Annotated in this window: 32 protein-coding genes; 30 read left to right on the top strand and 2 right to left on the bottom strand. The window is 41.2% G+C overall.

Annotated elements, in window-relative coordinates; genetic code table 11:
• From EKO24_RS13525 to rplQ, 29 genes are all read left to right on the top strand, one after another.
• A partial coding sequence (locus EKO24_RS13525) for an EF-Tu C-terminal domain-related protein (RefSeq protein WP_206667277.1) occupies positions 1–100 on the top strand: 100 nt, incomplete at its 5' end.
• 5 nt (positions 101–105) lie between these two features.
• Positions 106–417 (top strand): 30S ribosomal protein S10, encoded by a 312-nt coding sequence (rpsJ, locus tag EKO24_RS13530; RefSeq protein WP_006890490.1) that lies wholly within the window; start codon positions 106–108, stop codon positions 415–417.
• Between the two features lie 22 nt (positions 418–439).
• On the top strand, positions 440–1090 hold the full coding sequence (gene rplC / locus EKO24_RS13535; RefSeq protein ID WP_127028039.1) for a 50S ribosomal protein L3: 651 nt from the start codon (positions 440–442) through the stop codon (positions 1088–1090).
• Positions 1091–1093: 3 nt separating this feature from the next.
• Positions 1094–1714 (top strand): 50S ribosomal protein L4, encoded by a 621-nt coding sequence (gene rplD / locus EKO24_RS13540; RefSeq protein WP_127028038.1) that lies wholly within the window; start codon positions 1094–1096, stop codon positions 1712–1714.
• A complete protein-coding gene (rplW, locus tag EKO24_RS13545) occupies positions 1711–2010 on the top strand; it encodes a 50S ribosomal protein L23 (RefSeq protein WP_127028037.1) in 300 nt (99 codons plus the stop codon). Before rplD ends, rplW begins: the two co-directional genes overlap by 4 nt.
• A 43-nt stretch (positions 2011–2053) precedes the next feature.
• Entirely contained in the window at positions 2054–2881 is an 828-nt protein-coding gene (gene rplB / locus EKO24_RS13550) for a 50S ribosomal protein L2 (RefSeq protein ID WP_127028036.1), read from the top strand.
• Between the two features lie 12 nt (positions 2882–2893).
• Complete coding sequence (rpsS, locus tag EKO24_RS13555; protein ID WP_127028035.1) at positions 2894–3166, top strand: 30S ribosomal protein S19; 273 nt, start codon at positions 2894–2896, stop codon at positions 3164–3166.
• A gap of 8 nt (positions 3167–3174) precedes the next feature.
• The gene (rplV, locus tag EKO24_RS13560; protein WP_127028034.1) at positions 3175–3510 is read left to right on the top strand and encodes a 50S ribosomal protein L22; all 336 of its coding nucleotides are present in this window, start codon (positions 3175–3177) and stop codon (positions 3508–3510) included.
• A 9-nt stretch (positions 3511–3519) separates the two neighbouring features.
• Positions 3520–4191, top strand: a complete 672-nt coding sequence (rpsC, locus tag EKO24_RS13565; protein ID WP_127028033.1) for a 30S ribosomal protein S3 — start codon at positions 3520–3522, stop codon at positions 4189–4191.
• 16 nt (positions 4192–4207) lie between these two features.
• A complete protein-coding gene (gene rplP, locus EKO24_RS13570) occupies positions 4208–4621 on the top strand; it encodes a 50S ribosomal protein L16 (RefSeq protein ID WP_127028032.1) in 414 nt (137 codons plus the stop codon).
• Positions 4621–4812 carry a 50S ribosomal protein L29 gene (rpmC, locus tag EKO24_RS13575; protein ID WP_127028031.1) on the top strand — a complete coding sequence of 64 codons (192 nt, stop codon included), beginning with the start codon at positions 4621–4623 and terminating at the stop codon, positions 4810–4812. The genes rplP and rpmC overlap by 1 nt, the downstream gene beginning before the upstream one ends.
• A 1-nt stretch (position 4813) precedes the next feature.
• A complete protein-coding gene (gene rpsQ / locus EKO24_RS13580; protein ID WP_127028030.1) occupies positions 4814–5077 on the top strand; it encodes a 30S ribosomal protein S17 in 264 nt (87 codons plus the stop codon).
• 40 nt (positions 5078–5117) lie between these two features.
• Positions 5118–5486: a 50S ribosomal protein L14 gene (gene rplN, locus EKO24_RS13585; RefSeq protein WP_018054627.1), complete on the top strand. Its 369-nt coding sequence runs from the start codon at positions 5118–5120 to the stop codon at positions 5484–5486.
• A 15-nt stretch (positions 5487–5501) separates the two neighbouring features.
• A complete protein-coding gene (gene rplX / locus EKO24_RS13590) occupies positions 5502–5819 on the top strand; it encodes a 50S ribosomal protein L24 (protein WP_127028029.1) in 318 nt (105 codons plus the stop codon).
• A 15-nt stretch (positions 5820–5834) separates the two neighbouring features.
• Complete coding sequence (rplE, locus tag EKO24_RS13595; RefSeq protein WP_127028028.1) at positions 5835–6374, top strand: 50S ribosomal protein L5; 540 nt, start codon at positions 5835–5837, stop codon at positions 6372–6374.
• A gap of 12 nt (positions 6375–6386) precedes the next feature.
• Entirely contained in the window at positions 6387–6692 is a 306-nt protein-coding gene (gene rpsN / locus EKO24_RS13600) for a 30S ribosomal protein S14 (RefSeq protein ID WP_127028027.1), read from the top strand.
• 33 nt (positions 6693–6725) lie between these two features.
• The gene (gene rpsH, locus EKO24_RS13605) at positions 6726–7121 is read left to right on the top strand and encodes a 30S ribosomal protein S8 (protein ID WP_127028026.1); all 396 of its coding nucleotides are present in this window, start codon (positions 6726–6728) and stop codon (positions 7119–7121) included.
• Positions 7122–7136: 15 nt separating this feature from the next.
• A complete protein-coding gene (gene rplF / locus EKO24_RS13610; protein ID WP_127028025.1) occupies positions 7137–7670 on the top strand; it encodes a 50S ribosomal protein L6 in 534 nt (177 codons plus the stop codon).
• Between the two features lie 9 nt (positions 7671–7679).
• Positions 7680–8033: a 50S ribosomal protein L18 gene (gene rplR, locus EKO24_RS13615; protein WP_127028024.1), complete on the top strand. Its 354-nt coding sequence runs from the start codon at positions 7680–7682 to the stop codon at positions 8031–8033.
• Positions 8034–8042: 9 nt separating this feature from the next.
• A complete protein-coding gene (gene rpsE / locus EKO24_RS13620) occupies positions 8043–8549 on the top strand; it encodes a 30S ribosomal protein S5 (protein ID WP_127028023.1) in 507 nt (168 codons plus the stop codon).
• Positions 8550–8554: 5 nt separating this feature from the next.
• Positions 8555–8740 (top strand): 50S ribosomal protein L30, encoded by a 186-nt coding sequence (gene rpmD / locus EKO24_RS13625; RefSeq protein ID WP_127028022.1) that lies wholly within the window; start codon positions 8555–8557, stop codon positions 8738–8740.
• Positions 8740–9174, top strand: coding sequence for a 50S ribosomal protein L15 (rplO, locus tag EKO24_RS13630; RefSeq protein WP_127028021.1), 435 nt, complete (start codon positions 8740–8742; stop codon positions 9172–9174). Before rpmD ends, rplO begins: the two co-directional genes overlap by 1 nt.
• The gene (gene secY / locus EKO24_RS13635; protein ID WP_127028020.1) at positions 9175–10497 is read left to right on the top strand and encodes a preprotein translocase subunit SecY; all 1323 of its coding nucleotides are present in this window, start codon (positions 9175–9177) and stop codon (positions 10495–10497) included. It abuts the gene before it with no gap.
• Positions 10498–10529: 32 nt separating this feature from the next.
• Positions 10530–10643, top strand: a complete 114-nt coding sequence (rpmJ, locus tag EKO24_RS13640; RefSeq protein ID WP_081466878.1) for a 50S ribosomal protein L36 — start codon at positions 10530–10532, stop codon at positions 10641–10643.
• A gap of 78 nt (positions 10644–10721) precedes the next feature.
• Positions 10722–11078, top strand: a complete 357-nt coding sequence (rpsM, locus tag EKO24_RS13645) for a 30S ribosomal protein S13 (RefSeq protein WP_127028019.1) — start codon at positions 10722–10724, stop codon at positions 11076–11078.
• 25 nt (positions 11079–11103) lie between these two features.
• Complete coding sequence (gene rpsK, locus EKO24_RS13650) at positions 11104–11490, top strand: 30S ribosomal protein S11 (RefSeq protein WP_127028018.1); 387 nt, start codon at positions 11104–11106, stop codon at positions 11488–11490.
• 17 nt (positions 11491–11507) lie between these two features.
• Positions 11508–12128, top strand: a complete 621-nt coding sequence (gene rpsD, locus EKO24_RS13655) for a 30S ribosomal protein S4 (RefSeq protein WP_127028017.1) — start codon at positions 11508–11510, stop codon at positions 12126–12128.
• Between the two features lie 21 nt (positions 12129–12149).
• On the top strand, positions 12150–13163 hold the full coding sequence (locus EKO24_RS13660) for a DNA-directed RNA polymerase subunit alpha (protein WP_127028016.1): 1014 nt from the start codon (positions 12150–12152) through the stop codon (positions 13161–13163).
• Positions 13164–13180: 17 nt separating this feature from the next.
• Positions 13181–13558: a 50S ribosomal protein L17 gene (gene rplQ / locus EKO24_RS13665; RefSeq protein WP_127028015.1), complete on the top strand. Its 378-nt coding sequence runs from the start codon at positions 13181–13183 to the stop codon at positions 13556–13558.
• 341 nt (positions 13559–13899) lie between these two features.
• On the opposite strand, the gene EKO24_RS13670 is transcribed toward rplQ, so the two are convergent.
• Positions 13900–14352 carry a transposase gene (locus EKO24_RS13670; protein WP_127028014.1) on the bottom strand — a complete coding sequence of 151 codons (453 nt, stop codon included), beginning with the start codon at positions 14350–14352 and terminating at the stop codon, positions 13900–13902.
• A 573-nt stretch (positions 14353–14925) separates the two neighbouring features.
• On the opposite strand from EKO24_RS13670, the gene EKO24_RS13675 reads away from it, so the two are divergent.
• Entirely contained in the window at positions 14926–15330 is a 405-nt protein-coding gene (locus EKO24_RS13675) for a hypothetical protein (protein ID WP_127028013.1), read from the top strand.
• Between the two features lie 687 nt (positions 15331–16017).
• Here EKO24_RS13675 and EKO24_RS13680 read toward each other — a convergent pair.
• A complete protein-coding gene (locus EKO24_RS13680; RefSeq protein WP_127028012.1) occupies positions 16018–17838 on the bottom strand; it encodes an Ig-like domain-containing protein in 1821 nt (606 codons plus the stop codon).
• Positions 17839–17849: the final 11 nt, after the last annotated feature.

Below are 17849 nucleotides of genomic sequence, written 5' to 3' on the forward strand. Positions count from 1 at the left end.
ACTGATTTCATCGATCGCGATGGAAGAGGGTTTGCGCTTTGCAATCCGTGAAGGTGGCCGTACAGTCGGTGCGGGCGTTGTTGCATCAATAATTGAGTAATGTATATGTCTAATCAAACTATCAGAATCCGTTTGAAATCATTTGATCATAAATTGATTGATCAATCAGCTGGTGAGATAGTAGAAACAGCAAGAAGGACTGGGGCTCAAGTTAAGGGTCCTATCCCATTGCCTACTAAGAAAGAGCGTTTTACTATTTTGATTTCTCCGCATGTAAATAAAGATGCAAGAGATCAGTATGAATTGAGAACGTATAAAAGATTATTGGATATTGTTGAGCCAACAGAAAAAACCGTAGATGCATTGATGAAGTTGGATCTTGCAGCTGGTGTTGATGTTCAAATAAAACTGAATTAAAAGAAAGCAGGGGAATTGGCAGATGTCAATAGGTCTTATAGGTCGTAAATGTGGTATGACCAGAGTTTTTTGCGAAGATGGATCGTCAGTACCAGTTACTGTGCTCCAGATCGACTCAAACAGAGTTACACAGATCAAAAGTATTGAAGTTGATGGATATCGCTCAGTTCAAGTGGCAGTGGGCGATAAAAAATCATCCAGAGTCAATAAAGCAATGGCAGGTCATTACGCAGCGGCTAACGTGACAGCTGGACGTGGTCTGTGGGAGTTTAGGCTTGAGGATGGTGAGGGTGAAGAGCTTTCAGTTGGTTCTCAGTTATCTCTGGATGTTTTTTCACCAGGTCAATTTGTCGATGTTCAAGGTAAGAGTATCGGTAAAGGCTTTGCTGGCGGTGTAAAACGTCACAATTTTAGCATGCAAGATGCAACGCATGGTAACTCACGTTCGCATAGGGTCTTGGGCTCTATTGGTATGTGTCAGACTCCTGGTCGTGTATTTAAAGGTAAGAAGATGGAAGGTCACATGGGGGCTGAAAAAGTTACAGTTCAAAACCTGACAATACATTCAATTGACACTGCAAGAAATTTAATCTTAGTGAAAGGTGCTGTGCCTGGCGCTAAAGGCGGAGATGTAATCATTAAACCCGCTATGAAAATGAAAAATAAAGGTTAAGCTATGAGTTTGCAAATACCTGCTTTAAACGAACAAGATTCTTCTGGGTGTGTGGAGGTAGCTGAGGCTATTTTTGGGCAAACATTTAATGAAACTTTAGTTCACCAATTGGTTGTTAGGCATTTGGCAGGCGCTCGAGCCGGAACTAAAGCTCAGAAAACCCGCTCTGATGTAAGTGGTGGTGGTACTAAGCCCTGGAGACAGAAAGGAACTGGACGTGCAAGATCTGGCACAACTCGTAGCCCTGTATGGCGGACCGGTGGTGTAGCTTTTGCTGCAAGACCGAGAAACTATGAGCAAAAGTTGAATAAGAAAATGTTTCGCGTCGGTATCCGCTCAATTTTGTCTGAATTACTTAGGCAAAACAGGTTGGTGGTAAGTAATGATATATTGCCGTCTAGTCCTAAGACAAAAGAGCTAAATTTAAGAATAAAAGATATCAATGCAAAGCGAATTCTTATTGTGGTTGAGAATGTGGATGCGAACTTAGCTTTAGCATCAAGAAATATACCTTATGTAGAAGTCATTGAGGCAACTAATTTAAATCCAGTGCTATTAGTTTCAGCCGACAAGGTTATTGCTACATCGGCTGCGTTGAAGCAAATAGAGGAGCGCTTGGCGTGAGTTTAAATAAATACCAGTTGGCAGGAGTGCTTCAGGCTCCGATTGTGTCTGAGAAAAGCACTGTTGCAGCAGAAAAAAATAACCAGTTTGTTTTTAAGGTGCAAAAGAATGCAACTAAAAAACAAGTAAAAAGTGCGGTAGAATTAATGTTTAGCGTGGAAGTTGATTCGGTTCAAGTTTTAAACGTTAAAGGCAAGAAAAAAAGATTTGGCGGCTTGCTGGGGCAAAGATCTGATTGGAAAAAGGCTTATGTAAAACTTAAGTCTGGCCATGATATAGATTTCTCCGCTGCTTAAGTAAGTTTAAGTATTACAAGATCAATAGGAAACGGTAGAAAGCATGGCTATTGTAAAGTCTAAACCGACGTCAGCAGGTTCAAGGTTTGTAGTACGGATCACAAATGATGGTCTGTATAAGGGCAAACCATACGCGCCTTTGTTAAGTAAGAATAGCAAGACTGGGGGTCGTAATAATCAGGGGCGTATTACAACGCGTCATGTGGGTGGTGGTCATAAGCAGCACTACCGGATTATTGATTTTAAAAGAAATAAAATCGATATTCCTGCCGTTGTTGAGCGTCTTGAATATGATCCAAACAGGACTGCTAATATCGCTTTAGTCTTGTTCAAAGATGGGGAGCGTAGATACATCATTGCTCCTAAAGGGCTTGAGGTCGGGCAGGAGATTCTTTCTTCTGAGACTGCATCTATTAAGCCAGGTAATTGTATGCCGTTGAGAAATATACCAATGGGTACAACAGTTCATTGTGTAGAATTGAAGCCTGGTAAAGGAGCACAAGTAGCTCGCAGTGCTGGTACATCAGTGCAGTTGGTTGCAAAAGATGGTGCTCATGCAACTCTAAGATTACGGTCTGGTGAAATGCGTAAAGTTATGGCTGATTGTCGCGCTGTTATAGGTGAGGTTTCAAATTCAGAACATAGCTTGATATCTCTTGGAAAAGCGGGTGCTTCAAGGTGGCGTGGTGTTCGACCTACTGTTCGTGGTGTTGTAATGAATCCCGTTGATCATCCCCATGGAGGTGGTGAAGGTCGTACATCAGGTGGTAGACACCCTGTTTCTCCTTGGGGTATGCCAACTAAAGGTTATAAAACCAGAAACAATAAGCGTACTGATAATATGATTATCAGACGTCGTAAGCTTAAATAGAGAGGAATTAGCGTGCCGCGTTCAATTAAAAAAGGTCCTTTTATTGATCATCATCTGCTCAAGAAAGTTGAGGATGCTGTGAGCACAAATAATAGGAAACCGATTAAAACATGGTCAAGAAGATCGATGATTATTCCTGATATGCTGGGTTTGACTATAGCGATCCATAACGGACGTCTACATGTACCTGTTCTGATTTCTGAGAATATGGTTGGGCATAAGTTAGGGGAATTCTCACCAACTCGTACATATAAAGGCCACGTGGCTGATAAGAAATCTAGATAGGTTGTATAATGGAAGTTTCAGCAAAATTAAAAAACGCTCCACTATCTGCGCAGAAAGCTAGGCTGGTTGGGGATCAGATTCGCGGTTTGCCCGTTGAAAAAGCGTTAAATACGTTAAAGTTTAGTTCAAAAAAAGCGGCGGCGATTTTTAAAAAAATTCTTGAGTCTGCCATCGCGAATGCGGAACATAATGAAAGCGCAGATATTGACGAACTAAAAGTGTCGACCGTTTATGTAAATGAAGGGGCGACAATGAAAAGATTCAAGGCAAGAGCTAAAGGACGTGCAAATCATATCCTTAAAAGAACCTGCCATATTACAGTTAAAGTTGCAGAATTCGAGTAGGGGCAGAAAATGGGTCAAAAGGTTCATCCAACGGGTATTCGCCTTGGTATAGTAAAAGATTGGAATTCTAGATGGTATGCTAGCAGTCAGGATTATTCCAATTTTTTGCACCAAGATTTGACAGTTAGGGACTATATAAAGAAAAAATTAGCTCATGCTTCTGTAAGTCGTATCCAAATCAATCGTCCACCAAATAATGCACATATTACAATTCATACTGCAAGACCGGGCATTGTAATAGGTAAAAAAGGTGAGGATATTGAAACATTAAGGCAAGCAATATCAAAAATGATGGGCATTCCTGTTCAATTAAATGTTGAAGAAATTAGAAAGCCTGAATTAGATGCTCAATTGGTTGCTGAAGGTGTTGCTCAGCAGCTTGAAAAAAGAATTATGTATCGTCGAGCAATGAAGCGAGCAGTAACTAACACTATGCGCTTAGGTGCCGAAGGAATAAAGATTAATGTTGGCGGTCGATTGAATGGTGCAGAAATTGCCCGGAGTGAATGGTATAGAGAGGGGCGCGTGCCTCTTCATACATTAAGAGCAGACATCGATTATGCAACTGCAGAAGCGCATACTACCTATGGAATAATCGGCATCAAGGTGTGGATATTCAAAGGTGAAGTATTTGACATGGATGCTCACATTGCATCTATTAACTCAGAATCTAAAAAATAGTTGAAGGAATAAAGAAATGCTTCAACCTAAAAGAACAAAATTCCGTAAGCAACATAAGGGCAGAAATAACGGTACTGCCATACGTGGTTCATCAGTAAGTTTTGGTGACTTTGGCCTTAAGTCAGTTGAGCGCGGAAGAATAACCGCACGTCAAATTGAGTCGGCTCGTAGAACAATTACTCGTCATGTAAAACGCGGCGGTAAAATATGGATTAGAATATTCCCTGATAAGCCGATTACTAAAAAGCCGTTAGAAGTTCGTATGGGAAAAGGAAAAGGTAGTGTAGAATATTGGGTCGCTCAGGTTAAGCCTGGCACAATGTTGTATGAAATACAGGGGGTCTCTGAAGAACTGGCTCGTGAGGCATTTGCTTTGGGCGCTGCTAAGTTACCTTTAAAAACACTCTTTACTGCTCGGACAATAATGTAATGAAAGTAAGTGAATTGCGCCAAAAATCAAAAGACGAATTAGGGTCAATGTTGCTCGAGTTATCGCGTGAACAATTTAATCTAAAAATGCAGAAAGGTACTGGTCAGTTATCTAAGCCGGATCAAATTAAAAGGGTTCGACGTAATGTGGCACGTATTCATACCATATTAAACGAAATGGCGAGCGCATAAAATGACTGAAAATGTAACGAAGTTGCGGACGATCTCTGGTCGGGTTGTCAGTAATAAAATGGATAAAACAATTACAGTTTTAGTTGAACGAGTAGTAAAACATCCTGTCTACGGTAAGTATATTAAACGTTCCACTAAAATGATGGCGCATGATGAGCAGAATATTTGCCAAGAAGGCGACGTAGTATCCATTACATCATGCAGACCTATGTCTAAGAATAAAACTTTTATGTTGGTTCAGGTCTTAGAAAGTGCCAACAAATAGCTTTTAAGCTATTTAATAAACAGAAAATTAGGAATAAATCATGATTCAGATGCAAACTAACCTTGACGTTGCCGATAACAGCGGTGCAAAAAAGGTCATGTGTATCAAAGTATTGGGTGGGTCTCATAGGCGCTATGCAGGTATTGGTGATATCATCAAAGTAAGTATAAAAGATGCGATACCACGTGGAAGAGTAAAAAAAGGCGAAGTTTACAATGCGTTGGTCGTTAGAACCTGTAAAGGCGTTCGTCGGCCCGATGGGTCTGTTATTCGCTTTGATGGTAATGCTGCTGTTATTTTGAATAATAACTTGCAGCCGCTCGGTACACGTATTTTTGGCCCTGTAACACGTGAGCTAAGAGGCGAGAGATTTATGAAGATTATCTCTCTAGCTCCTGAAGTTTTATAAGGTAGGGTTCAAGAAATGCAAAAAATTAAACAAGGCGATGAAGTAATCGTTCTTACTGGAAAAGATAAAGGTAAGAGCGGAAGAGTAAGTAAGGTTTTAAAAGATAACAAGGTTTTGGTTGAAGGAATTAATCAGGCCAAAAAGAACCAAAAACCAAATCCAAATGCTGGGGTTTCAGGTGGAATTGTTGTTAAGGATATGCCTATTAACATTTCTAATGTTGGGCTGTATAATCCTGCGACCAAAAAAGCGGATCGTGTCGGCTTTAAGTTTCTAGAAGATGGAAAAAAAGTCAGATATTTTAAGTCAACAAATGAAGTTGTTGATGTATAGGGTGTAGATAAAATCATGGCTAGACTAGAAACCGTATATAAAGAAAAAATCCTACCGGCATTAATAGAGCAGTTTGGTTATAATTCTGTGATGCAAGCGCCGCGCATAACAAAGATTACCCTCAATATGGGGGTAGGTGGGGCTGTTGCTGATAAAAAGGTATTGCAGTCCGCAGTGAGTGACATGGAAAAAATTTCCGGGCAGAAAGCTGTTATTACTTTAGCAAGAAAATCAATAGCAGGTTTTAAGATTCGTGATGATATGCCAATCGGATGTAAAGTAACTCTACGTAGCGATAGGATGTATGAATTTTTAGATCGATTGATAAGTATTTCTATTCCTCGTATTCGTGACTTTAGAGGGTTAAATCCTAAAAGTTTTGATGGGCGTGGTAATTACTCAATGGGTGTCAAAGAACAAATCATTTTTCCAGAGATTGATTATGATAAAATTGATGCTTTACGCGGTATGGATATAACAATTACTACAACAGCTCGAACAAATGAAGAAGGTTTGGCTTTGTTGAAGCTTTTTAATTTTCCATTTAAGAACTAAAGGGCGGATAAGATGGCTAAGAAATCAATGATTGCGCGTGAAGATAAGCGTAAAAGGCTAGTGCAGAAGTATGATGTTAAACGTAGATCTTTGAAAGAAATAATAAGGGATCCAAACACTACATTTGAAAATAAAGAATCTGCTCACTTACAACTTCAAAAATTACCAAGAGACTCAAGCTCATCACGAGTTCGTAATCGCTGTAATTTAACTGGGCGTCCTCATGGTTATTATCGTAAGTTTGGTCTTAGTAGGAATAAACTAAGAGAAGCGACAATGCGTGGCGATGTACCAGGTTTGGTGAAGGCAAGTTGGTAAGATCTTTTAGATCAAGTTTAGAGAGATTATAAGATGAGTATGACAGACCCAGTCGCAGATATGCTGACCCGGATTAGAAACGGTCAATCTGCTGGTAAAAAGATTGTTAAGCAGCCTTCGTCCAAGCTGAAAGTATCAATTGCCAAGGTATTAAAAGAGGAAGGTTATATTACAGATTACTCAATAGAAACAATCGGTAGTCATGCGGAAATGACTATAGAGCTCAAGTACTATAAGGGTGTTCCTGTAATTGAAAATATCAAGAGAATTAGTAAACCTGGTTTACGTATTTATAAATCTAAGGATGAATTACCAAAGGTTCTTGGCGGGCTAGGGATCGCTATCGTATCAACATCAAATGGTGTTATGACCGATAGAGCTGCTCGTTCAATTGGGCATGGCGGCGAAGTCATTTGTACTGTTTGTTAAGGTGTAGGTCAGGTTATGTCTAGAATTGCTAAGGCCCCGGTAACTATCCCAAATGGAGTGGATATTAAGCTAGAGGGTAATAATGTGACTGTAAAAGGAAGTAATGGTCAATTGTCTTATGATATTAATCCTGCTGTTAGTCTTGATATTACAGGTAACGTAATTCAAGTGCAATGGGATAGAGATGATAAAAAAGCTACCGCTCAAGCTGGAACGGCGAGAGCAATCGTAAGTAACATGGTTGTTGGGGTATCCGCTGGGTTTGAGAAGAAACTCAGCCTAATTGGTGTAGGTTATAGAGCGCAGGCTAAAGGAAATATATTAAACCTAGCTTTGGGTTTTTCTCATCCGGTTGATTTTGAAGTTCCTGCTGGGGTGTCTGTTGAAACGCCTAGTCAAACTGAAATTGTAATCAAAGGGAGTGATAAGCAATTAATAGGCGAAGTTGCTGCCAAAATAAGAGCATATAGACCACCTGAGCCTTATAAAGGTAAAGGTGTTAGATATACTGATGAACATGTTGTAAGAAAAGAAGCTAAGAAGAAGTAAGGTAGCGAAATGGAAAAGAAACAAGCTCGTATGAAGCGCGCATTAAAGTTGCGCAGCAAAATTAAGAAATTAAGCGCAATTCGACTATCAATTCATAAAACTTCGCAACATATATATGCTCAAGTTATTAGTGCTGATGGTTCTACAACTTTAGCTAGCGCATCGACAACTCAGGCTGAGATTAAATCGACATTAAAGAATACTGGAAATGTAAGTGCTGCAGTTGAGGTAGGCAAATCTATTGCGCAAAAGGCGATTGCAGTAGGAGTATCCGAAGTTGCATTTGATCGTTCAGGATTTAAATATCATGGTCGCGTTAAGGCATTGGCTGATGCAGCGCGCGAAGCCGGTTTGAAATTTTAGGGGAATAAAATGTCTACAGCACCTTCTCAGGTTAGTGCAGATGGTTTGCAAGAAAAATTAGTAAATGTAAGGCGTGTTGCAAAAGTAGTTAAAGGCGGTAGGGTCTTTGGCTTTACGGCGCTCACCGTTGTTGGTGATGGCGAAGGTAGAGTTGGTTATGGTGTTAGTAAGGCTCGTGAGGTGCCTATTGCAATCCAAAAATCTCTTGAGCAGGCACGTAAGAATATGCGCAAAGTCTCATTGAAAGGTGATACATTGCAGTACCCTGTTATGAACGCAACTGGAGCTGCTAAAGTTTATATGCAGCCCGCCTCTGAAGGTACTGGAATTATTGCGGGTGGGGCAATGAGAGCTGTTTTTGAAGTAGTTGGCGTGCATAATGTATTAGCTAAATGCATTGGAACAAGTAATCCAATCAATGTTGTCAGGGCAACAATTAACGGCCTCACTAGTATGCATAATGCTAATCAAATAGCTGCAAAGCGCGGCTTATCAGTTGAACAGATTATTGGGTAGTAGTGATGGCTGGTAATAAAATAAGTGTTACGATGATAAAAAGCAGATTTGGACGATTGCCCCGCCACCAAGCTTGTTTAAAAGGTTTGGGGTTGCGTAAGATTAATCAGACTGTTGTGGTGCTTGATACCCCGGAAAACCGAGGTATGATAAATAAAATATCGTACATGCTAAAATTTGAGGAAGTATAATGTATCTAAATACAATCCGTTCAAGTGAAGGTGCACGAAGAGCGTCTAAACGTGTGGGTCGCGGTATAGGTTGTACTCTTGGCAAGACTTGTGGAAGAGGTCATAAGGGGCAGAAGGCACGTAGTGGTGGCTTTCATAAAGTTGGTTTCGAGGGTGGTCAGATGCCTTTGCAGCGGCGATTACCTAAGATTGGGTTTACATCGTCAATGAGCAAATATTCTGCCGAGGTTAGACTGAGTGAGCTTGATATTTTAAGTGATAATGTAGTTGATCTTAAGGCTCTTATCGATGCTAATATTGTGCCGGTGTTTACAAAGAAAGCTAAAATAATAAAGTCTGGCTCACTAAGTAAAGCTTTGACAATCAAGGGAATAAGTGTTACTGGTGGAGCCAAGGAATCTATTGAAGCTGCTGGCGGCAAAGTAGAGGTTTAAGTGACTACATCAAGAGCGCAGGTATCTGGGAAGGTCGGTGGATTTTCAGAGCTTAAAGCTAGATTGCTTTTTGTTTTGGGAGCTTTTTTTGTATACAGAGTCGGAGCCCATATCCCTGTGCCCGGGATAGATCCTAAAGCTCTTGCTGTAATGTTTGAGCAGCAAAGTGGGTCAATCTTGGATATGTTCAACATGTTCTCGGGCGGTGCTTTGATGCGTTTAAGTTTATTTGCATTAGGTATAATGCCATATATATCTGCATCGATTATTATGCAGTTGATGACAGTTGTTGTTCCTGCGATGGAGCAGTTAAAAAAAGAAGGCGAATCTGGCCGACGTAAGATAGCTCAATACACTCGGTTTGGTACAGTTGTATTGGCAACTTTTCAAGCAATAGGTATCTCTCTGGCATTGCAGAATCAAACTGCTGGGGGGCTTTCAGTTGTTTTAAGTCCGGGAATAAGTTTCATAGTTATTACAACGGTTACTTTGGTTACTGGCACAGTTTTTTTAATGTGGCTAGGGGAGCAGGTTACAGAAAGGGGGTTAGGTAATGGTATTTCCCTTATCATATTTGCAGGTATAGTTTCTGGTTTGCCTAAAGCGATTGGCGGGACATTAGAGCTGGCAAGAACCGGCGAAATGAATGGGGCCTTTATTATTTTGTTGTTTTTATTGTCGCTTTCTGTTACTGCATTAGTGGTTTTTGTCGAGCGTGGGCAAAGAAGGATTCTTATTAATTATCCGAAGAGGCAGCAAGGTCGAAAGATGTATGCTGGGCAAAGTAGTTTCTTGCCTTTAAAGTTAAATATGGCGGGAGTTATACCACCTATTTTTGCATCAAGTATAATATTATTTCCGGCGACTATTGCAGGATGGTTTGGGGATAGTGAGGGTTTTTCTTGGTTGCAGGATATAGCTACTATGTTATCGCCAGGCCAGCCAGTATATGTGATCTTTTATGCTACTGCTATTATATTCTTTTGTTTTTTCTATACTGCTTTGGTATTTAATTCAAAAGAAACTGCTGATAATTTAAAGAAGTCGGGCGCATTTTTACCTGGAATTAGACCAGGGCTTCAAACAAGTTCTTATATTGATAAAGTAATGACCCGGCTAACATTAATTGGTGCGTTCTATATTACGCTTGTATGTTTATTGCCTGAATTTTTAATTGTTTATTGGAATGTGCCTTTTTATTTCGGAGGAACATCTTTGCTGATTATTGTAGTGGTTGTAATGGATTTCATTTCACAATTGCAAACGCATGTTATGTCCCAGCAGTATGATGGCTTGATGAAGAAAGCCAATTTAAAAAAATAAATTATTGGATAAAAGTAGTCTAGGAGTTAGTTGTGAAAGTTCGTGCTTCTGTAAAAAAAATTTGTAGAAAATGTAAAGTTGTAAAAAGAAACGGTGTCGTCAGGGTTATCTGTGAAGACGGTAAGCATAAGCAACGACAAGGATAATAATTGTTGCGTCATGATTTTTATTAATGTTATAATCTAACGCTTGACTTTAGAGCGCTATTAAGTGGGAGTATCTAGATGGCACGTATTGCCGGGATAAATATACCAGATCATAAACATGCGGTTATTGCCTTAACTGCAATTTATGGTATTGGTCGTCAAACTGCAAGTGAAATTTGTGATGAAGTAGGTATAACGCCTTCTATTAAAATAAAAGAGCTGACTGAAGAGCAGCTGGAATCCATTCGTAATGTGGTTTCAAAGATGACAGTAGAAGGTGATCTGCGTCGTGAAGTTTCTATGAATATTAAGCGTTTGATGGATCTGGGTTGTTATCGCGGAATTAGGCATCGTAGAGGATTGCCTTTAAGAGGGCAGAGAACGAGAACAAATGCTCGCACTCGGAAAGGTCCACGCAAGGCAATTAAAAAATAAGATATTCCTTTAAGAGGTTAAATAAATGGCGAGTCAAAATCGTTCTAGAAAACGTATAAAAAAAGAGGTTGCAGATGGTATAGTCCATGTGCATGCTTCTTTCAATAATACAATCATAACTATTACAGATAGAAAAGGTAATGCACTTTCTTGGGCAACATCAGGGGGGTCTGGGTTTCGTGGCTCAAGAAAAAGTACCCCTTTCGCTGCACAAGTAGCAGCTGAAAAGGCAGGTACAGTTGCTTTGGAGTTTGGTATGAAGAATCTTGATGTTATGATTAAAGGCCCAGGTCCAGGGCGTGAGTCCGCTGTGCGTTCTCTTAATAATTTAGGATTCAAAATTAATAATATTGTTGATGTGACGCCAATTCCACACAATGGTTGTCGTCCCCCGAAAAAACGCCGCGTATAAATCTGGAGTAGTTTGTTATGGCAAGATATCTTGGGCCTACCTGTAAATTAAGTCGAAGAGAAGGGACGGACCTGTTTTTAAAAAGCAGAGGGAAGTCTTTAGAAAATAAGTGTAAATTGGATCAGCGCCCTGGTCAACATGGCACTAAACGAACTAGAAGTTCAGATTATGCTACTCAGTTAAGAGCTAAACAGCGTCTGCGTAGAATATATGGTATTTTAGAGAAGCAGTTCAGAAATTACTATAAGACTGCTGATTTGAAGAAAGGTGCAACTGGTCAAAACTTATTGAATCTATTGGAATCAAGACTTGATAATGTTGTATATCGTATGGGGTTCGCATCTACTCGCGCAGAAGCACGTCAGTTGGTTAGTCACAAGTCTATCCAAGTAAATAATGTGCTTATTAATGTGCCCTCCTATCAAGTATCTCCGGGTGATGTTCTCGCTGTGAGAGAAAAATCTAAAAAACAACAAAGAATTGTTGATGCTTTGACGGTAACTGAACAGTATGGTTTTCCTTCGTGGGTTGATGTAAATCCAAAAACAATGACAGGTACATTTAATTCTCTGCCGGATCGTATTGATTTGGGTAGTGATATTAATGAACAATTAGTAGTTGAGCTATACTCTAAATAATCGTAGTTTTGAGGGATATAAATGCAGAATTCTATTTCTGGCTTACTAAAGCCTCGTTTAGTAGAGGTCGTGAGTAAAACACCTAATCATTCTAAGATTGTTATAGAACCTCTTGAAAGAGGATTTGGACATTCTATCGGTAATGCCCTGCGTCGAGTGTTACTGTCAACAATTCCAGGCTGTGCAGTTACTGATGTTGAAATTGAAGGTGTTCTCCATGAATACACTACGATAGAGGGTGTTCAAGAGGACGTAATTGACATTTTGCTTAATCTTAAAAAATTAGCTGTCGTACTTCATTCAAAAGATGAAGTAGAGCTTACTCTTTCGAAGCATGGGGCAGGTTGTGTTACAGCAGCTGATATTATACTCCCCCATGATGTGGAGATTGTCAATCCAGATTTGATAATAGCCAACTTGACACAGGTTGGTGTATTGAATATGAAAATTAGAGTACGTAGAGGAAGAGGTTATGAGCCAGTGAGTGTTCGTAAGTCCAATTCTGAGCATAGTCTAGTTGTAGGTGCGCTTCAGCTTGACGCGTCATACAGTCCGATTGTTAAAGTTGCATATCAAGTTGAAAGTACTCGTGTCGAACAGCGTACCAATCTGGACAAATTGATTATTGAACTTGAAACTAATGGAACTGTCGATCCCGAAGAAACCATTAAATTGGCAGCAACGATACTTCACGATCAATTATCTGTTTTCGTTGATTTTGAAAAAGTAAATGACCAATTTGCAGAGGAAGAAGTTGAGGTGGAAGAAATGTTCGACCCGGTGCTACTTCGTCCTGTAGATGATCTTGAGTTAACAGTACGTTCTGCTAATTGCTTAAAAGCTGAGAACATTTTTTATATTGGAGATCTAATTCAGCGCACTGAGGTTGAGTTATTAAAAACTCCTAATCTTGGCAAGAAATCGTTAACAGAAATAAAAGACATTCTTGCTTTAAAGGGTTTATCTTTAGGTATGAGGTTGGAAAATTGGCCTCCTGAAAACCTTGCAGATCAAACTCACGCAATAACACACTAACATTAGGTCTTTTTATAATGAGACATCGTAAAACTGGAAGAAAATTCAATATTAATAGTAGTCACCGTAAAGCACTATTTAGCAATATGGTCAGCTCGCTGTTTAAACATGAATTAATAAAAACAACTTTGCCAAAAGCAAAAGAGTTAAGAAGTTATGCTGAACCTTTAATTACATTATCAAAAGATGATAGTGTAGCTAAAAGACGTCTTGCTTTTTCTCGATTACGTGATCGTGATGTTGTAACTAAGCTCTTTAATGAGTTGGGTCCACGTTATAAGAATAGAGCTGGCGGTTATTTGCGTATAATGAAATGTGGATTTAGGTCTGGTGATGATGCACCGATGGCATATGTTGAGCTAGTTGATAGACCTGTTTCTACTATAGAGGATTAATTTACATTTTAAGTGTATATTTCTTTATAAATTATTATCAGTCCTTAAATCTCAGATAATAATATGAGTTTTAGGGGCTGAGAAATAAAAAATATTGTTCAAAAATTAGCATTTATAATGCTTAATGTTAATTTAAGTACTCATACAAAATTAGCTTGGTATTTTCCGCCGAGGTTTTGGGAAATATCCTGAAGGGCTTGCGGAGCGCTTCAAAATTGGCGTAAGCTTCCCTGAGCAGCCATTCTACTTGATTTTATCCACAACACCTCAATGTGGTTCAGCTCGGGTGAATAAGGTGGCAAGAACCCACAGGCCCCAGCAGCTAGTCCGCCTTGACCTTCTCACATGCCCTTCTGCTGAAGCGGCGCATTGTCCATGACCACCACGGTCAGCTTGTCGGCTGGATAGGATCGGATAAACCCCGCCATCGCTTCGGCCACCGTGGCTGAGGTAACGGTCGTTTCGAGCGGATGGAAATAGCCCATGCTCTGACGGTCGATCAGGCCGATCATGTTCACCCACCACGGCACATTCGCCGGCAATGCCCGTCTGTTGCTCTGTTTTTGCCAAGCATAAGGCACACACGACTCGGAACTGAAACAGCTTTCATCCAGGTAGAACAGTTCAATGTCGCCGTCGGTTTCCTTGTCCTGGAAGGCTTTCAATACTTTCTGGCTTGGTTCAAACAAGGCTGGATTGCAGTGCGCCTTGATACGGCGCTGTTTCAGCCAACGTTTGACGGTCGCGAATGAAACCGACTTTCCGGTTCGTTCTTGGAACCGAAACGGTAGCACTTGGCCATGTTGCTAGGCTTTCTCCAAATCGGCTTCCAACGGCCACATCGGCAATCTCCTCGATCCTGTCGCACCGGAATGTATCCAGTGTTGGCGGAGACCGGCGACAAGTTGTACCCCCAAGGCTGCCTGACCCCCTTTATAACCATCGGTGACACGTTGCTGGCCACGTTGGATGGCATCAATTCATTCAGTTCGGAAAGGGTTCCTGTCCCTGCTGCACCCGGCAAACACTGAAAAACGGCAAAACAGTGTGCCGCGCCATGGTTGCACCGGTCATCGTCGCCCTGGGTAAAGCCGTATGGTGCCTTTGTCGTCGGAGTTTGCTGTGGCACAGGACAGCTAGGAGAAACAAGATTGCGAACTGGCGGCAGCAAAGAGTTGGCTGGACAGCTTGGGGCTGCCATTACACGTCCCGGCGCATAACCCTGCTGGGCGTGCCTGTATATTGTCACCAACCGTTTGGTGAGGCCGTCAGGCAACGGCAGATGGACTTCCTCTTCGTCTGTAAACCCGATTCCCGAGCCCTACTGTACGAGTGAGTGGCTGACTTTGCTCGGATGGGTGAAGTCCATGCCCTTGAGAAAAGCCGCTGGAACGGTAAGCAACGCCTGGCCGAGCTACCGTTACATCAATCAAGTGCCGCTACGCGACAGCGACGATGCCTTGCTGGTGAACGGGTGCGAAGTTACCATCACCAACGCAAAACAAGAACTCGTCTATAGCAATGCCTGGGCCACATCGCACACCATTAATGAAGACAATGTCATGCAAACTGTCGCCGCAGGCCGGGCTCGATGGAAAATCGAGAATGAAAATAACAATGCCCTCAAGAACCACAGTTATCATTTCGGCCATAACTTTGCCCATGTCAAGCGGCATTTGTCCAACTTGCTGGTCACGCTCAACTGGCTGGCCTTCCTCGCCCATACCGCGCGGGAATGCTTGGACGATACTTGCCGCACAGTCCGAAGTTAAGCCCCCTCCAGACGGACTTTCTTCGAAAACTTGCGTACTCTGCTTCAATTTATGCATTTTGATAGCTGGCAACATCTGACGCAGTTCATGCTGAATGGCTGTATCGTACCAATTAAGACTTAAGGTTTTAAATTGGGAATTACTGCTATTAATCTATTGAAAAATGAATCTTCCAAATTGGTTGGTGGTCAGTATTTAACTGGCGCGAGCCAAGTTATATTCGTGCATAAAAAGTTGCAGGGCGATGCGGTGGAATTCGCCATTTTTGTAAAAGGCCAACAATTTTCGGATAAACAGCATTAAACGCTGGTACAGGGTATTATTTCAGCGTTTGCTATAGGGGCTGTTTGTCCGCTTTTGTTGCTGAGCGTTTGGTAGTTTTCCCCAAACACACCTGGGTAGGCTTTCAAGAAGTCGCTGTAGGTGTGAATGGCTCGGTAAGCTTCGGGGGAGGTCCTTCCGTTCTTCACTGTAGCGATAACCGGGGCTCAATGCATGGCAATGGAATTTTTTGCCCACCTTGGTTTTACCTTGCGCGTCAGTTTACTGTCATTGCAGCGGGTTCAGGCATGGATATCTGTATCATGCTGCCATTTTACATAAAACAGTTAAGACTCAATTACTACCGATTTACGAACTTTTGAGAAGATTAATAATATCAACAAAAGTTATCACATTAAGGACATGCTATTGAATAAGAGCGCTATTAGTTACTTCCAACCATTGGGCGCTACCAGCAACTTCGGGATGGTACTGCATTATCACTGAATAAGCGTTTGGCGGTGTATTAAAACTGTTGCTATTAATAATATCGGTTACGCGAGGAATTATTACCTGTTGTTTGGCTGAGTCATATGTGGCTTGGAATTCATCGGCTATGACATTAGACGTTAGTCTTTTGAGAGATGATAAAGAGAATCTTAAAGAGTTTTTACTAGTGGAGTTTGTTATAAGCGGGTTTGTGCCTGAAAGCGAATTCTGTAATAGCAGCTTAGCTTCATAGAGTGCATCTCCAATCCGGATTTTAGGGATATACAGTTCACCAGTAAGGGCGTTAAATGCGGCTGATCCGGAGGCTGCTGTTGATGACAGCAATGGATTAATGCCAGTACCGGTAATTTGAATTGTGTACTGGTCATCACTCCAAGGAAAGTGCATATAATATTCCTCTGTAGTTGGATATGTTTTTGTTTTACCGTCGCCATCCAAACCAGATACAGATACTCCTGCCTGACGTAAAACAGTTCCTCCAACGCCACATTTTTGGGCAGGCTTACCTGAGCCGTCATTTCCCATTAGTGTTGATGAAACCGCAATTAAATAATTTCTTGCCCCTGGCCCGACGCCGATGTCAAGTGAATTGGTGGTGTCAAAACAAGGATCGACCACACCAATTAAAGCGCCTTGGAAATACCCTCCCATTTGATAGGCCAGATACATGTGATTTGAAGTGGTGTATGGGTTAGAGCTTAGACGTTGTATTCCTGATTCGTCATAGACAGAGCCGGTAGCGTCTATCCAGTGAGATAACGGGTAGTTTTTTTCTTCCATGGTCGAGGTCAATTTAGCGCTATCAAACACATACACTGCCCAGCTTTTCTTGCCGGAACAGCTACTGCCTGTCGGGCAAACATTAATGGTAATAACCTCATTGCCGGCACTTTGTAGTTTATACCAGTCTTTGTCTTCACCCGCATATAGACTTCCTTTAATGTTTCTGCCTGAATTCAAAGGAGTTGCGTAGGCAGAACGATCATTAGGTTCAATATCCACATTGTCATAAAGTGTACCAACGGGTTGCGGGAAAATGGTGTTGCCTGAGGCGTCAACCGGATTACCTATGACGGTTATATTTAATTTCGCAATAGCACTCTGTCCGTATTGGTCAACTACCGTATAGGAAAAAGAATCTGTAACAGTTTCGCCGGCCTTTAGTTTAGTAACGCTAGGTGCAGCTATATAGACAGTGTAAGTAAAGCTACCGCTAGGATTTAATATTAAGTAACCATAATCACTGGCAGGAGAACTGTTTAGATAAACATTTGTTCCATTTTTGTCATTTGTTATTACATTGCCGGTTACACTATCGATTTTATTTGGCATGACTGATGCATAATCATCAACTGCGACAGGAGGGTGTTGATTACCTGTTACTTGAATAACCAAACGAGCACTCGCACTTTGGCCGGCATCATTAGCATAGCTATAGTTGAATGTATCGGTTACGCTTTGACCGGCTTTTAATGCCGCGTTAGTTGGATTGTCATAGAGCGTATAAATGGCAGTTGTTCCGCTAAGCTGTAAATAACCATATTGGCCTGATGTTGAACCATTAAGAGTGACTATACTGCCATAGCGGTCGTTACTGCTTAGATTTACGGAAATACTGGGTTGTATGCCAACAATGACAGACGCATAATCATCATTAGCTATCGGCGCGACTCTCAAAGTAGCGGCAAGCAGCTCGAATGAGCAAATCAATAACAAAGGAGAAAGTTTTTTTAACATTGGAGATGCGT

Source organism: Candidatus Methylobacter oryzae (assembly GCF_003994235.2).
In the GTDB taxonomy this organism is placed as follows: Bacteria; Pseudomonadota; Gammaproteobacteria; order Methylococcales; family Methylomonadaceae; genus Methylobacter_A; species Methylobacter_A oryzae.

Bases quoted from the DNA above. Each gene is read 5' to 3' on its own strand.
- rpsJ (WP_006890490.1), top strand. From the start codon at position 106: ATGTCTAATCAAACTATCAGAATCCGTTTGAAATCATTTGATCATAAA.
- rplC (WP_127028039.1), top strand. From the start codon at position 440: ATGTCAATAGGTCTTATAGGTCGTAAATGTGGTATGACCAGAGTTTTT.
- rplD (WP_127028038.1), top strand. From the start codon at position 1,094: ATGAGTTTGCAAATACCTGCTTTAAACGAACAAGATTCTTCTGGGTGT.
- rplB (WP_127028036.1), top strand. From the start codon at position 2,054: ATGGCTATTGTAAAGTCTAAACCGACGTCAGCAGGTTCAAGGTTTGTA.
- rplV (WP_127028034.1), top strand. From the start codon at position 3,175: ATGGAAGTTTCAGCAAAATTAAAAAACGCTCCACTATCTGCGCAGAAA.
- rpsC (WP_127028033.1), top strand. From the start codon at position 3,520: ATGGGTCAAAAGGTTCATCCAACGGGTATTCGCCTTGGTATAGTAAAA.
- rplP (WP_127028032.1), top strand. From the start codon at position 4,208: ATGCTTCAACCTAAAAGAACAAAATTCCGTAAGCAACATAAGGGCAGA.
- rpmC (WP_127028031.1), top strand. From the start codon at position 4,621: ATGAAAGTAAGTGAATTGCGCCAAAAATCAAAAGACGAATTAGGGTCA.
- rpsQ (WP_127028030.1), top strand. From the start codon at position 4,814: ATGACTGAAAATGTAACGAAGTTGCGGACGATCTCTGGTCGGGTTGTC.
- rplN (WP_018054627.1), top strand. From the start codon at position 5,118: ATGATTCAGATGCAAACTAACCTTGACGTTGCCGATAACAGCGGTGCA.
- rplX (WP_127028029.1), top strand. From the start codon at position 5,502: ATGCAAAAAATTAAACAAGGCGATGAAGTAATCGTTCTTACTGGAAAA.
- rplE (WP_127028028.1), top strand. From the start codon at position 5,835: ATGGCTAGACTAGAAACCGTATATAAAGAAAAAATCCTACCGGCATTA.
- rpsN (WP_127028027.1), top strand. From the start codon at position 6,387: ATGGCTAAGAAATCAATGATTGCGCGTGAAGATAAGCGTAAAAGGCTA.
- rpsH (WP_127028026.1), top strand. From the start codon at position 6,726: ATGAGTATGACAGACCCAGTCGCAGATATGCTGACCCGGATTAGAAAC.
- rplF (WP_127028025.1), top strand. From the start codon at position 7,137: ATGTCTAGAATTGCTAAGGCCCCGGTAACTATCCCAAATGGAGTGGAT.
- rplR (WP_127028024.1), top strand. From the start codon at position 7,680: ATGGAAAAGAAACAAGCTCGTATGAAGCGCGCATTAAAGTTGCGCAGC.
- rpsE (WP_127028023.1), top strand. From the start codon at position 8,043: ATGTCTACAGCACCTTCTCAGGTTAGTGCAGATGGTTTGCAAGAAAAA.
- rpmD (WP_127028022.1), top strand. From the start codon at position 8,555: ATGGCTGGTAATAAAATAAGTGTTACGATGATAAAAAGCAGATTTGGA.
- rplO (WP_127028021.1), top strand. From the start codon at position 8,740: ATGTATCTAAATACAATCCGTTCAAGTGAAGGTGCACGAAGAGCGTCT.
- rpsM (WP_127028019.1), top strand. From the start codon at position 10,722: ATGGCACGTATTGCCGGGATAAATATACCAGATCATAAACATGCGGTT.
- rpsK (WP_127028018.1), top strand. From the start codon at position 11,104: ATGGCGAGTCAAAATCGTTCTAGAAAACGTATAAAAAAAGAGGTTGCA.
- rpsD (WP_127028017.1), top strand. From the start codon at position 11,508: ATGGCAAGATATCTTGGGCCTACCTGTAAATTAAGTCGAAGAGAAGGG.
- EKO24_RS13660 (WP_127028016.1), top strand. From the start codon at position 12,150: ATGCAGAATTCTATTTCTGGCTTACTAAAGCCTCGTTTAGTAGAGGTC.
- rplQ (WP_127028015.1), top strand. From the start codon at position 13,181: ATGAGACATCGTAAAACTGGAAGAAAATTCAATATTAATAGTAGTCAC.
- EKO24_RS13675 (WP_127028013.1), top strand. From the start codon at position 14,926: ATGCCCTTGAGAAAAGCCGCTGGAACGGTAAGCAACGCCTGGCCGAGC.
- EKO24_RS13680 (WP_127028012.1), bottom strand. From the start codon at position 17,838: ATGTTAAAAAAACTTTCTCCTTTGTTATTGATTTGCTCATTCGAGCTG.